The sequence below is a fragment of the Candidatus Amarolinea aalborgensis genome (assembly GCF_900491745.1).
GTDB classification, from domain to species: domain Bacteria; phylum Chloroflexota; class Anaerolineae; order SSC4; family Amarolineaceae; genus Amarolinea; species Amarolinea aalborgensis.
Genome location: NZ_UETR01000015.1, coordinates 1 through 13,651, shown reverse-complemented (window position 1 = coordinate 13,651; position 13,651 = coordinate 1). Strand labels below are relative to the sequence as shown.

Below are 13,651 nucleotides of genomic sequence, written 5' to 3'. Positions count from 1 at the left end.
TCGTTACAGCGACTCCGGCGATTGCGTACAAGCGCCAAGTCGCCGATTCGGCCCCAATGTGAAATGCACCCGTCCCGTAGGGACGCCTTGACTTGAGACCGATGACGCCCCCCGCGCCCGTCGTCCCGTAGGGACGCCTTGACTTGAGACCGATGACGCCCCCCGCGCCCGTCGTCCCGTAGGGACGATTGAATAATGCCCCCCTGATATGGCACGTGGACGAATCGGGTCGAGCGGTGTATAAATTACTTGCCTGTGCAACCTGGCGTGGCGCGCCCGCCCAATGCCACCCATCAAGGAAACCGTCTATGATCGCTCAACACCAGCAAATCGCCAATGCGCCTGTGCCGCCCCCTGCGCCGCCACACCTATTTGGCCGCGGCCGCTTGACGCTCGCACTCGTGGCCGACCTGGTGCATCCCGCCGGCGCGGCGAAGCCCCTTGCGCTGATGGCCGTGCGCGGTCTACCAGGCGTGGGCAAGACAGCTCTCGCCCTGCGCGTCGCCAATGACTCAAGCATCGCGTATGAGTTTCCCGATGGACGCGCCTGGCTGGCGTTTGGCCCCAAACCAGACATCTTCCTTCTCCTGGGGCAAATCCTGATGCAGTTCGGCGTCAGCGCCGCGGGCCTGGACAGCGCACCCCTGCGCGCCGACAGCCTGCGGGCCGCACTCGCGGGTCGTCGCTTTCTGCTGGTGCTCGACGACATCTGGAAGGCTGACCACGCACGACCTTTTCTCGATGCGGTGCAGCCGCCGGCGCGCGCCCTGCTGACAACGCGCAGCCCCCAGGTAGCCGCGGATTTGCAGGCCGCGAACCATGAGGTGCACGTACTGCCGCCGCCGGCGGCGGTGCAGATGCTGGGCGCGGGCGGGGACGCAGCTGCGGCGGCGGTGGCGGCCGATGAAGCTGGCGCCGACCGCCTGGTGGAAGTCCTGGGCTGCCTACCGCTAGCCCTGCACGTCGCTGCACGGCGCCTGGATGGCCTGGCGCGCGCCGTAGGTGCGGGCAACGCCGTCGCCCGCCTGCATCAGGATGTGGCAGTCCGTTTGATGGCATTAACGGCTGCGGAGACACACGTCGGCCTGCCCGACAGCGAACCGCCGTTGGAAGCGATTGTGGCCGTCAGCGACGAGGCCCTGCCTGACGACGTGCGCCGCGCCCTGCGCCGCCTGGCGGTGTTTGGCGGCCAGCCGCTGGACAGTGATCTGCCGGCCATGCAGCGCGTGTGGGAAACGGATGACGTGCATGCGACCGATTGGCTGGTGGCGCTGCACAACAGCGGCCTGCTGGAAGTGACGCAGGAGGCGCCCACGCGGCGCTTTGCCTTGCACCAGGTCATCGCACGCTTCGCGAAGCAGCGGTTGGATCTCGATGCGCAGGAAGCGCGCCGCGCCTGGCTGGCTTACGCTGCTTACTATGCGACTATCGTCGCTGACTACGACGACGCCATTCGAGAAAACCGCATGACCTTCCAGGCGCCGCTGGCATGGGACCACGTGAGCCGCGCCATCGAATGGCTGGCGGCGGCGGCCACGGATGACGAGGCGGCCGCCGTCCTCTTGACCTACACACGTGATTGGCGCAATGTGCTCTACAACAACCATGACCGGCGACGCCTGGGATGGCTAGAATCGGCCGCGCAAGCCGCATTGCGCGTAGGCACGGCGTGGGATCAGGCCAACGTGCTCCAGGCCATCGGCGACGTGCAGCAATTTCGTGCCGACCGCGCGGAGCGTTGGCGTCGTACGGGCAGGCGCTCGACCTGTTCCGCCGGTGGGCGACCGGCTGGAAGGAGCCAACGTGCTGAGGGCCATCGGCGACGTGCAGCAATTTCGTGCCGACCGCGCGGGAGCGTTGGCGTCGTACGGGCAGGCGCTCGACCTGTTCCGCCAGGTGGGCGACCGGCTGGGCAGACCAACGTGCTGAGGCCATCGGCGACGTGCAGCAATTTCGTGACGACCGGGCGGGAGCGTTGGCGTCGTACGGGCAGGCGCTCGACCTGTTCCGCCAGTGGAACCCGGCTGGGCGAGGCCAACGTGCTGTGGGCCATCGGCGACGTGCAGCAATTTCGTAAAGAAATGGCGGAGCGTTGGCGTCGTACGGGCAGGCGCTCGGTTGTTCCCCGGTGGGATCCCGGCTGGGCGAGGCCAACGTGCTGAGGGCCATCGGCGACGTGCAGCAATTTCATTGCCGACATGGCGGGAGCGTTGGCGTCGTACGGGCAGGCGCTCGAGCTGTACCGCCAGGTGGGCGACCGGCTGGGCGAGGCCAACGTGCTGTGGGCCATCGGCGACGTGCAGCAATTTCGTGCCGACATGGCGGGAGCGTTGGCGTCGTACGGGCAGGCGCTCGAGCTTTACCGCCAGGTGGGCGACCGGCTGGGCGAGGCCAACGTGCTCAAGGCCATCGGCGACGTGCAGCAATTTCGTGCCGACATGGCGGGAGCGTTGGCGTCGTACGGGCAGGCGCTCGACCTGTTCCGCCAGGTGGGCGACCGGCTGGGCGAGGCCAACGTGCTCAAGGCCATCGGCGACGTGCAGCAATTTCGTGACGACCGGGCGGGAGCGTTGGCGTCGTACGGGCAGGCGCTCGACCTGTTCCGCCAGGTGGGCTCCCGGCTGGGCGAGGCCAACGTGCTCAAGGCCATCGGCGACGTGCAGCAATTTCGTGACGACCGGGCGGGAGCGTTGGCGTCGTACGGGCAGGCGCTCGAGCTGTTCCGCCAGGTGGGCTCCCGGCAGGGCGAGGCCAACGTGCTCAAGGCCATCGGCGACGTGCAGCAATTTCGTAAAGAAATGGCGGGAGCGTTGGCGTCGTACGGGCAGGCGCTCGAGCTGTACCGCCAGGTGGGCGCCCGGCTGGGCGAGGCCAACGTGCTCCAGGCCATGGGGAATGCGTCGCGCGCGGAAAAACAATACGCAGAAGCCAAGTCGCTATACGAAAATTCTCTTGCACTCTATCAAGCCGTTGGCGCGCAGCAAGGCGAGGCCAACAGCTACCTGGAGATGGCGCGCCTGGCCCTGATGCAGGAAGACGCCGGGCAGGCGCAGCAGTACGCGCGGCAGGCGGTCGAGCGCCATACCGCGATTGGCAGCAGCTACAATGCGGCCCTGGACTACGAGACGCTGGCGGCCGCATGTCGCGCCGCAGGTGATCTCGCGGCCGCGATGGAAGCCCTGGGGCAGGCGGCTGCGCGGTACACCGAAATCGGGTTGACCGAGCAGGCCGCGTCCGCACGCACCGCATTGGCGGATGTGATCGAGCAAGCGGGCCGCACGGAGGAGGCGTTGGCGCTGTCGGCCGCCATCATAGAGTCCGCGCCGGACGAGACCTGGCTGCGTCGTAACTATGCGGAAAAGCTGATCAAGCTCAAGCAGCTGGACGAAGCGGCTGCGCAGCTCGATATCGCCGAAGCCCAGGAACCGGCGTCGCCCTACCTGGCCCTGCGCCGCGCAGAGCTGGCCCAGGCGCGCGAGCAGCGTGCGGAAGCCCAAACTTAGGCCACGGAAGCTCTGCGCCGCCAGCCCGACTGGGACGAAGCGCAGGCCATTCTCGCGTGGGCGGTGGAGGTGGAAGAATAGAGATTGGAGATCAGAGACCAGAGATCGGGTGCGTGGAAGGCGGATGATCTCCGGTCTCCGGTCTCCGGTCTCCGGTCTCCGGTCTCCGGTCTCCGGTCTTCAGAGATCAGAGATCAAAGACCCTTTCTCGTTCAGCATTCCTCATTCCTCATTCCTCATTCCTCGCTTTGCACTCTGCCCTATGCACTTCCCCTCACTCCTGCTCGAACACCGTCCCCAGCGCGGCCGGGGGTGAGGTCTGCAGGGCGCGCAGGCTGCGCACGAGCACGCGGCGCAGGCCTTCGGGCAGGCGGCCCAGGCTGCGCTGCAGCCACTCGGCGTTGCCCAGGGTGACCAGCACCAGGGTCAGGATCATGAGCGGGAAGGGCAGCGTGGGGAAGAGCTGCGTGGGCACGTTGGGCATGGCGCTCTGCAGGGTGTTGGCCAGGGTTTGCAGGGTGACGAAGGCGTACGCGCCGACAGCCGCGCGCAAGGGCCGCCAGCCGCCAAAAATGACGATCGCCAGCGCAATCCAGCCCGTGCCTTCGATGCCGTAGGGCCGCGCCCAACCCGGCTTGACCAGCAAGGAGAAGGTGGCGCCGCCCAGCCCCACCAACGCGCCGCCCGCCAGGGTGTAGACGTAGCGCATGCGGGTGACGTTGACGCCGCGCGCAAACGCCGCCGCAGGCCGTTCACCCAACCCCTGCAGCTTGAGGCCGGGCTGCGTCTTGTTCATGTAGAACCAGACCAGGAAAATCGCCAGCAGGCTCAGATAGACCATCGGGTCTTGATCGAAGACGATGCGGCCGATGACCGGCAGGTTGGCCAGGCCGGGGATGGGCAGGTGCTGCACCTGCGGGCCGGGCACGCGCGTGTACGCGTTGCCCAGCACATAGGCCAGGTCGCGCGTCAGCAGCGTCAGGATGAAGCCGGTCGCCACCTGCGGCTGGTGCAGGGTCAGGCTGATGACCGCAATCACCCCGGCGACGAGCGCGCCGACGAGCATGGCCGCGATCATGCCGAGCAGCAGGCTGCCGCTGGTCGTCGCGACGATGAACGCGGTCATGGCCGACAGCAGGATCGAGCCGTCGAGCGACAGGTTGATGACGCCCGCCTTTTCGGTGATCGTCTCGCCCAACACGGCGAAGAGAATCGGCGGCGCCGCGGCCAATACAGAAGCCAAAAGAATCACGATGTCCATGGTCGTTTTTTCTGTCCCGCCTGCCTCAAATAGGGATTCTTTGCCACGAATGGCCCGAATTTGACGAATTTCTTGGCGGCCTTTGCGCCTGCGCGGTTGAAGCCGTCCGGCCGCTTCGCGTCACGGTTTGCGGCGCAAGAACCGGCCTTGCAGCCCCTGCGTGATGAGCACCGAAAGCACGAGCAGGCCCTGAATGACCCCGCCGAGGGAGGAGTCGAGCTGGCGCTGCAAGGCAAGCTGCAGGCTGCCCATGGCGATGGCGGCAAAAAAGACCGAGATAGGCACGCTCCACGCCGCGCTGAGGTTGGCCAGCAGCACGACCAGGATCGCCAGGAAGCCATAACCGCCGGAGATCAGCGGAAACAGATTGTGACGGGCGCTCGTGCCGACGATCAACACCCAGCCGGCCAGTCCCGCGAGCGCGCCGCAGATGGCAAAGGCCAGCAGCATGTGGCGATCGGTGGAGACGCCCAGGGTGTACGCGGCGCGCACGTTCTTGCCGATGGCCTTGAGCCGCAGGCCAAAGTAGGTGCCGCGCAGCGCAACGCCGACGACGGTAATCGCGGCGAGGGCCAGCAGGATTTCCACCGGGCTGACCTGGAAGCCGGGAAAGGCCGGCAGCCACAACGACGGCGGGAACGGTTCGGTGCCGCTCGTGGAGCCGATGCCAGGGCGCTTCCAGGGGCCGAGCACCAGGTAGACGGTGAGGCTGCCCGCGATGAAGTTCAGCCCCAGGCCGCCGAAGATCTCATTGACGTTGCCGTAGCGCTTGAGCAGGCCCGTCAGCACCGCCCACAACGCGCCGCCCAGCGCCGCGCCCAGCGCCGCCCCGATCAGCGTCAGGGCCGGCGGCAGGCTGGGCTGCAGCCAGCGGAGCACGCCGGTGGCGAAGATCGCGCCCAGCACCACCTGGCCTTCGATGCCGATGTTCCACAGGCCCGCGGCAAAGGTGATCAAGAGGCCAGCCGCGCACAAGAGCACCGGCGCCCAGGCCGTCAGGACATAGGCCAGGCGCGCGGAGGAGCCAAACGCGCCGTTGATGATCAAGCCAAAGGCATCGAGCGGCGACGCGCCGATGGCGAGCAGGATCAGGGCGGAGAGCGCCAGGGCCGCCAGCATGCCGCCGGCGCGCAAAGCCCATTCTGCCAGGCTGGTTCCCGGCCGCGAAAATGTGTCACGCAAAGCCCTTACCTCCAATCAGCTCACCCAACTGCTCCACCGTGGTCTGCCGGGAATCGAGCGGTCCCGCGACGCGGCCGCCAAAAAAGACCAGGAGATGATCGCTGCGGTCCAGCAGTTCGTCCAGGTCGGCCGACGCGAAGACGATCGCCATGCCCGCGCGCGTGCGCTCCTGCAGCAGCCCCCAGATGTACTCGATAGACTCCATGTCCAGGCCGCGCGTGGGCTGCTCCATCAGCAGCAAGCGCAGATTGGGCGGCAGCAGGCCGAGCAGCGTGCGCTGCTGATTGCCGCCCGACAGCGCCTCGACCGGGCTGGCCGGCACACCCTTGATGTTGAACTGCTTGATGCGCGCGGCGGCCGTCTGGCCGGCCTGCACCCAGTTGACCAGGAACGGCTGCTTGCGCTCGGCCAGGGCCACGTGCTCGGTCACGGTCAAACCAGCCACCAATCCCTCGGCCAGGCGATTGGCCGGCACGTAAGCCACCCCCGCTTGCAGGTAGGCCCGATAGGCGCGGTTGGTCATGTCCTGGCCGCCGATGCGGATGCGCCCGGCCGTGGGGCGCAGCAGACCGCCCAGGGCCTGCAAGAGCAGCCGCTGGCCGCTGCCCTCCAGCCCGGCCAGGCCGATCACCTGCCCGGCCAGCAGCTTGAGCGACAGGTCTTTGACCTCCAGACGCCAATCGCTGACCGTCAGGTGGTCCAAGGCCACAATCGGTTCGCCCAGCGGCAGAGCCTCACGCTTTTTGAAGGTGATGACCTGGCCAAACATCATCTGCACCAGGCGCTCCGTGGGACAGGGCATGGTCGCCTCGCCCGTCACCTTGCCCCGCGCCATCACCGTCACTTGTGTGCACAGGTCTTCCACCTCTTCCAGCTTGTGCGAGACGAAGATGACGGTCTTGCCCTGCGCGGCCAGCTTTCGCAGCGCGGTAAAGAGCTTGGCCCTCTGCTGCGCCGAGATGGCCGTCGTCGGCTCATCCAGGATGAGCACGCGCACACCGAGCCAGAGCAGGCGCGCAATCTCCAACTGCTGGCGTTCGCCGATGCTCAAGCTGGCGACCTGCGCGTCAGGATCAATCTTGAAATCGAATTGGATGCAGAGGTCTTGCAGAGCCTGGCGCGCGCGGGCGCGGTCAGGCAAAATGCCGCCTGAGCTGCCGACGAGCAGGTTGTCGAGCACGCGCAGCGCCAGGAAATCGAGCGGGTCCTGGTGCAGCATACCCACGCCCAGGTGCACCGCCTCGGCGGGCGACGTCAAGGCCACCACGCGGCCGTCGAGCACGATCTCACCGGCGTCCGCGGAGATGAAGCCGGTCAGCACCTTCATGAGTGTGCTCTTGCCCGCGCCGTTTTCGCCCAGGATGCCGTGAATGGTGCCCGGCTCGATGGTCAGGTTAATGCCGTCGTTCGCGCGCACTGGCCCGAAGTGCTTATGGATGTTGCGGAGTTCAACTTTCACAGAGCAGCGTCCAATCTGGGGGCAGAGCAAGCAAAGGAGGACAAAGCCATGAACGCTGAAAACAAAAATTCCGTTCTGGCCCGGCTTTTCACCGGGCCAGAACGGACACAACCAGCTTACTTGCTCGGACCTTCCATGCCCTCAAGCAACTGCGGCAGATACCACACTTGCAGATCGGTGGCGACCTCGCCATCCTTTAGATAGGCCGACCCGTCCTGGAAGTTGAGCGGGCCTTTGAACAAGTTAATAGAGCCATCGGCCAGGCCCTTGATGAACGTGTCCACGTTCGCCGCGGCGTCTGCACTCAGCCCCTTGCCCTTGACAAAACCGACCGCGCTGCTGTCCGGATTGTTGATGTCGGCCCAGTCTGGCGCGTTCCAGTCCCAATACTGCGCCCACTTGCCATCCATCACCATCTGCACGGCCTTGATATAGGCCGGGCCCCAGTTGAAGTACGGCACGCCGAGGCAGATGTCTTCGGCTTCCTTGCAGGCGTCCTTATAATCGTAAGGCACAGTCCAGGCCTTCTTGCCGGCCTGTGCCATCTTGCCGCCTTCCACCAGCGCCTCGGTGGTGTCAATGCCGGACAGCACAACATCGTAGCCGTTGTTGTAGAAATCATCCGCCACCTTGGTCGGATCCAGCGTCTGGCCGGGAATGTTGAACCAGAAGCCGATCCAGGTCACCTTGAAGCTGAGCGCCTTCGCATCCTTCTTGGCGACCTCAGTCCAGCAGTAGCGAGCGCCCAGGAACACCGAAGCGGCCAGGCGCCGCGTCTCGTCGTTAATCAATGGGCCAAGGTAGCCGATCTTGCCCGTCTGCGTCGTCAGAGCGGCCGCGCAGCCAGCAATCATCTTGCCATATTCCATGCGCCCCATGAAGTTGCTCAGGTTGCTGGGCGCCTTGAAGTCCTTGCCATCCTTCCAGGCATGATCGCCGGAGACATTGACAATCGGCAGGTCTGGGTGCTTGATCGCGGCTTCGAGCGTACCATCCTTGAAATCATCCGAGGTGGTGAAGACGATCTTGACGCCCTGACCCACCAGGTCATCTACCAGCTGTGGCACGGTGACGCCAGGCTTGGCGCCGGGGTTGACGTTGTCCACGTAGACCATCGTGGCCCCGGGAATCTTCGACTCGACGTACTTGCCAGCCTGGTAGTGCGCCTCGCTCCAGCCATGATCGTTGTAGGGGCCAACCAGGATCAGCCCAAACTTGAATGCGACAGGCTCCGCGGCTTTGGTCGGCGCGGCCGCGGCGGCCGTTGGCTGCTCAGTGGTCACGGTGGGTGTGGCGGCCGGGCTACAGGCGCTCAACACCAGGGCTGAAATCAACAGCAGGGCCATCAAGCCCCACAGGCGTTTGGAAACCATACACTCTCCTCCTCATACAGGTTGTTTCGCATGCAGACAAACACGAGATGGGGGCCGGCCAGGCTCGACGGGATAGGACACTGGACACGTGCGGCAAAAGGATTATAACATACGTGAAACGATTCTCAAACTGCGCACAAGGAAGAGGGGAGATCGGAGATCGGAGATCGGAGGGGTGCATTTCAGTTTGGGGGCAATCGCTGAGCCGTTGGCGTAAGCTCAGATCGCTTCCCGCCAGGATTGAAATGCAATCGTCCCGTAGGGACGCCTTGACTTGAGACCGATGACGCCCCCCGCGCCGTCGTCCCGTAGGGACGATTGAATGAGGGCTATCCTACGAGAGAGGAGTTCAACCGTCCCTACGGGACGGACACGGATGGGTGCGATCATCTAGGGTCAGGTGTCCCTACGGGACAGGCACCAATCCTGCGAGGATAGCGGCATCACTCACGATGCCGCGTTTTGGGGTCATGGCCTGAGGATCGAGCGCAGAGGTTCTGTTTCGCCCGGTCAGGTTCGCCTTCGGCCCCCCAAAAGGTTGCTGTTTCAGTTGGGGGGCGCAGCCCACGAAGGTTGGGCTTTGCCGGGGTTGCAGCGATCGTTCGGCTGAGCTCACGACGAAGCCTCAATCGCCCGACGCGCCCCCAGTTTGAAATGCACCCCGATCGGAGATTGGTTTGGGGTGTTGGTTGTTGTGTATGCTATAATGGTGTAAAAGCGCAGCAGTAGAATTCTTGCATAAAGCGCAGCGGTTTTCCTGCCGCGAACGACACAAATTCCACCAAGACAGCAGAGGCATTTCGTGAAATTCGTGGAATTCGTGGCCGAGACCGTGTTGGGGAGAGTAACGCTATGAACATGCAGGAACGATTGGCGGCGGCCCGTGGCGCAGCCCCGGCCGACCTGGTTTTACGCCATGCGCGCCTGGTCAATGTGTTCTCCGGCGCGATCGAAGAAACGGACATCGTGATCGCGGGCGATAACGTCGTGGGCTTTGGCGACGGCTATCCGGCGCGGGAGGTGCACGACCTGGACGGCGCGTTCGTGGCGCCCGGTCTGCTGGACGCCCACGTGCACATCGAAAGTTCGCTCTGCACCGTGCCCCAATTTGCGCGCGCTGTGACGCCGCATGGCACCACCACCGTCGTCACCGATCCGCATGAGATCGCCAACGTCCTGGGGCTGGACGGCATCCGCTATATGCTGGAGACGGCCAAATACGGCCCGCTCACGGTTTATGTCAACGTTCCATCGTGCGTGCCAGCCACCCACATGGAAACCACCGGCGCGCGCCTGGAGGCAGAGGACATTGCCGACCTGCGTCACAATCCCTGGGTGCTCGGCCTGGCCGAGGTCATGAACTATCCGGGCGTGATCAACGGCGACGAAGGCGTGCTGGCCAAGCTGGCCGCGTTTCACGGTCGGCCGTTGGATGGACACGCGCCCGGCGTGCACGGCCGTCAGCTCAACGCGTACGCCAGCGCGGGCATCGGCTCGGACCATGAGTGCACCACAGTAGACGAAGCGATGGAGAAGCTGCGTCGCGGCATGGTCATCTTCATCCGCGAGGCCACCAATGCGCACAATCTGCACACCCTCCTGCCGCTCATCACCCCCGCGACCAGCCGCCGCATCTGCTTTTGTACGGATGACCGCCAGCCCGCGGACCTGCTTGACCTGGGCGGTATTGATTTCATGGTGCGCTCGGCCATGCAGGCCGGCATCCCGCCCGTCACCGCGATTCAAATGGCAACCCTCAACCCCAGCGAATGGTTTGGGCTGCGGGATCGCGGCGCGGTGGCGCCAGGGCGTGTGGCGGACCTGATTGTCTTTGAGTCATTGGCCGATTTCAGGGTCAAGCGCGTCTACCGCGCCGGACAGGTGGTGGCCGAAGATGGGCGCTTGCTGCCGTGGCCGGGCAGCGCCAGGCAGCGCCAGCCGCGCGTGCGCAGCTCTATGAATGTGGATTGGGACAGCCTGGACTTTGCCATTCCGGCCGCCGGCCGCGCGGTGCGCGTCATCGGCGCGATCGAGGATCAACTCATCACCGAGCATCTGATCGAAGCGCCCACGCTGCGCGATGGGCTGGCTGTGGCGGATCCGGCGCGCGATCTGCTCAAAATGGCGGTCGTGGAGCGGCATCAGAACAGTGGGCATGTGGGCAAAGGCTTCATCAAACGCTTCGGCTTGACTCGCGGCGCGCTGGCCGGCACGGTCGCGCACGATCACCACAACCTGGTCGTGATCGGCGCGGACGACCGCAGCATGATGACGGCCGCGCGCGCCGTCGGTGCGATGCGCGGCGGTCTGGTGGTCGCGGAAGGCGACCAGGCCCTGGCGCAGCTGCCGCTCCCCGTGGCCGGCCTGATGTCCGATCAGCCCATCGAGGCGGTGCGCAGCGGCTACGACGATTTGCTGAGCGCCGCGCACGCGCTGGGCGCTGCCATGCACGATCCGTTCATGGCGATGAGCTTTTCGGCCCTGGAAGTGATTCCACACCTCAAGCTGACCGATCTCGGCCTGGTGGATGTGGACCAGTTCGCGCTCGTGCCGTTGTGGGTGGCGTGAAGCGCCTGCGCGGAGAGCCGCAGACCGCTTCACGCCCAGCGGGTCGCCAAACCGCGCTCGCTTAGCCAGGCCCAATCCAGCCCCAGGCCGCAGACACCCGCTGGATGTCGGCGACGGTGATTTCCCCGTCGTTGTCCATGTCATAGGCGCGACTGTAGTTCCATTGGCCCTGGCTCGCCCGCCAATGCCCCGCAATCGTTGTGATGTCGAGGGTTGTCACCATCGAATCACAGTTCAGATCGGCCCAGTAGCAGTCGGCGCGCACCCCGGCCATATGCGCGAAGGTCCCCAGCGAGGCCTTGGTCATGTCGGTCAAAAAGGTCTGGTTGTAGTACGCCGTGCGGTCATTCGACGTGTGATAGTAGGCGTTGAAGTCGGCGGCGACCGGGGGATCGGAGCGGTAATTCTCGATCACCAGGAACGCGGGAATGCCCACGTTCCAAAACGACGCGTGGTCGCTGGCGCTCGAGCCGTTGCTGTAGATCGCCGGTGTCAGGTTGATGCCGTAGGCGCTCACAACATCCGCGAAGACCTGCGCCAACGCCATGCTGCCAGCAATACTGCTGTTGGCATGTAAGTCCATATTCGGACCACCCGTACTGTCCCAGGCAATCATGTCCATGTTCAACACCCCGCGCACATCCTGGTTCTGCACCAGTTGGGCATACGCGGCGCTGCCATACAGCCCCTGCTCCTCGCCGGTGAACAGGACAAAACGCACCGTGGCGTCGAAGTGGTAGGGCGCGAGAATCTCCGCGGCGTGCAGCACGGCAATGGAGCCGCTGCCGTTGTCGTCCGCGCCGGGCGCGAGGCCGCTGCTCGGCATGTCGTCCAGGTGCGCGCAGAGGATGTAAATGCCCGCGCCCAGGTTCAGGCCCGGCTTTTCGGCGATCACGTTGGGCGGCCGCGACGCGTTCCAGGTGTGGGTGGTGACGGTCAGGCCCAAGCGCTGCATACGCTCAACCATGTAAGCGACTGCCTGCGTCACCGGTGCGCCGCTGAGCGAGTTGCGCGAGGTGATGGTATACGGCTGGCCGTTAATAAGGGCCGACGTCTGCCCGCTCAACTCGTTGGCGGTGGTCAACAGCCGCGGCAGATTGACCTGGTCTATCATCTCCTGCACCAGGGGCAGCGGCGTCACGGCCGCGGGCGGCGGCGCACCCGCGCGCGGCAGCAGACGGATCGGCGTGTCCAGCGGCCAGGCGTGGTGACTGACGTGGACCTCCGCGCTGGCCGCCAGCCGCCACAAGGCGCGACTTTCATCCGCGTACAGCAGGCGGCCGCTGGCAAACAGCTCATCGTGCGCGGCCGGCCCGGTCATATCCACCATCATATAACGCGCGGCGCCGGCGTCGGGGTCCAGGATTTCGGCCGCGAAACCGTGCACGGACAGCCAGGCGAGTCCGGCGTCATCGGCGCGGGCCAGGATGTACGGCTGCGGCAGGGGTTCACGCGTCAGCGGGGTCAAGGGCGCGTGCGCCAACGGCGCCGTGTCAGCCTCCGGCGCCGCCAGCCAGATTCGCACCAAGACTTGCCGGGGGGAAGCAGAAGCTGCCAGCCCTGCGCGCGGGCCAACAGCCAATAGAGTAACAACCAACAACCAGCAGACCCTCTGTAGCTTTGAAGACATGAGATGACCTCGCAGATTTCTTAGTCGGTCGGCCATGCGCGGGGGCGCACAACAATAGATGAAAACAAGCCATCCACAGCGATCCGTGTTCATCCGCGGCCTGTTATCGGGTTAAAACGAGAGCAGCATTCTCACAGAAAGAACCATGCCCAAAGTCAGTATAACCGATTCCCGGCTGCTTGTCATCTTGCTCACAGCCCAAAACCAGCAGCTCCCAATGCGGTCAGGCTCTCGACCACAAAGATCACAAAGAATCCAAAGATGCTGCCAAGCTGCGCCTGGCCTTGCCGTTTCTTCGTGTTCACGCACCATGGCATGGGTGCCGAGTGGTTGAATGTGTGCTGCGCCTGGAATCCCCGGCCCAAAAACGGGTGCATTTCAATTTCGGGGCGTAGCCCCAGAGGGGCTTGCACCTTGTAGCCGGATGGCCTTTGGCCTCCGGCGGGGTTGCTGGCCCGATAGCGTGCGCACCAACAACGCCGCCCGACCGTGAACGGATCGGGCTACGAGGTGGAAGGCCCTGGCGGGCCTGACGGCCCCGGAGGGGCTGGCATCTTGTAACGGGCGTATTTCAGCCGCGTAAGCCACGCGGGTTGGGCTTGGCCGTGGTGGCAGCGGCCTTCGACAAGCTCAGGCCCCGTGCGGTGAGCCTGTCGAACCGTGCGGTGAGCCTGT

8 protein-coding genes are annotated in these 13,651 nt (G+C 65.1%); 3 read left to right on the top strand and 5 right to left on the bottom strand.

Annotated elements, in window-relative coordinates; all coding sequences use genetic code 11:
• Positions 1–308: 308 nt before the first annotated feature.
• Both ACPQ6D_RS16610 and ACPQ6D_RS16605 read left to right on the top strand, forming a co-directional pair.
• On the top strand, positions 309–2,162 hold the full coding sequence (locus tag ACPQ6D_RS16610; protein WP_423225469.1) for an NB-ARC domain-containing protein: 1,854 nt from the start codon (positions 309–311) through the stop codon (positions 2,160–2,162).
• 36 nt (positions 2,163–2,198) lie between these two features.
• Positions 2,199–3,503, top strand: a complete 1,305-nt coding sequence (locus ACPQ6D_RS16605) for a tetratricopeptide repeat protein (RefSeq protein ID WP_423225468.1) — start codon at positions 2,199–2,201, stop codon at positions 3,501–3,503.
• A 274-nt stretch (positions 3,504–3,777) separates the two neighbouring features.
• On the opposite strand, the gene ACPQ6D_RS16600 is transcribed toward ACPQ6D_RS16605, so the two are convergent.
• From ACPQ6D_RS16600 to ACPQ6D_RS16585, 4 genes are all read right to left on the bottom strand, one after another.
• Complete coding sequence (locus tag ACPQ6D_RS16600; RefSeq protein WP_423225467.1) at positions 3,778–4,764, bottom strand: ABC transporter permease; 987 nt, start codon at positions 4,762–4,764, stop codon at positions 3,778–3,780.
• Between the two features lie 120 nt (positions 4,765–4,884).
• Positions 4,885–5,946 (bottom strand): ABC transporter permease, encoded by a 1,062-nt coding sequence (locus ACPQ6D_RS16595; protein ID WP_423225466.1) that lies wholly within the window; start codon positions 5,944–5,946, stop codon positions 4,885–4,887.
• Positions 5,939–7,405, bottom strand: a complete 1,467-nt coding sequence (locus ACPQ6D_RS16590) for an ABC transporter ATP-binding protein (protein WP_423225465.1) — start codon at positions 7,403–7,405, stop codon at positions 5,939–5,941. The genes ACPQ6D_RS16595 and ACPQ6D_RS16590 overlap by 8 nt, the downstream gene beginning before the upstream one ends.
• A 116-nt stretch (positions 7,406–7,521) precedes the next feature.
• Positions 7,522–8,778, bottom strand: coding sequence for a BMP family lipoprotein (locus ACPQ6D_RS16585; RefSeq protein ID WP_423225464.1), 1,257 nt, complete (start codon positions 8,776–8,778; stop codon positions 7,522–7,524).
• Positions 8,779–9,630: 852 nt separating this feature from the next.
• Here ACPQ6D_RS16585 and ade point away from each other — a divergent pair.
• Entirely contained in the window at positions 9,631–11,346 is a 1,716-nt protein-coding gene (gene ade / locus ACPQ6D_RS16580) for an adenine deaminase (RefSeq protein ID WP_423225463.1), read from the top strand.
• Positions 11,347–11,407: 61 nt separating this feature from the next.
• Here the strand turns inward: ade and ACPQ6D_RS16575 are convergent, their stop codons facing one another.
• A complete protein-coding gene (locus tag ACPQ6D_RS16575; protein WP_423225462.1) occupies positions 11,408–12,871 on the bottom strand; it encodes a M28 family peptidase in 1,464 nt (487 codons plus the stop codon).
• Positions 12,872–13,651: the final 780 nt, after the last annotated feature.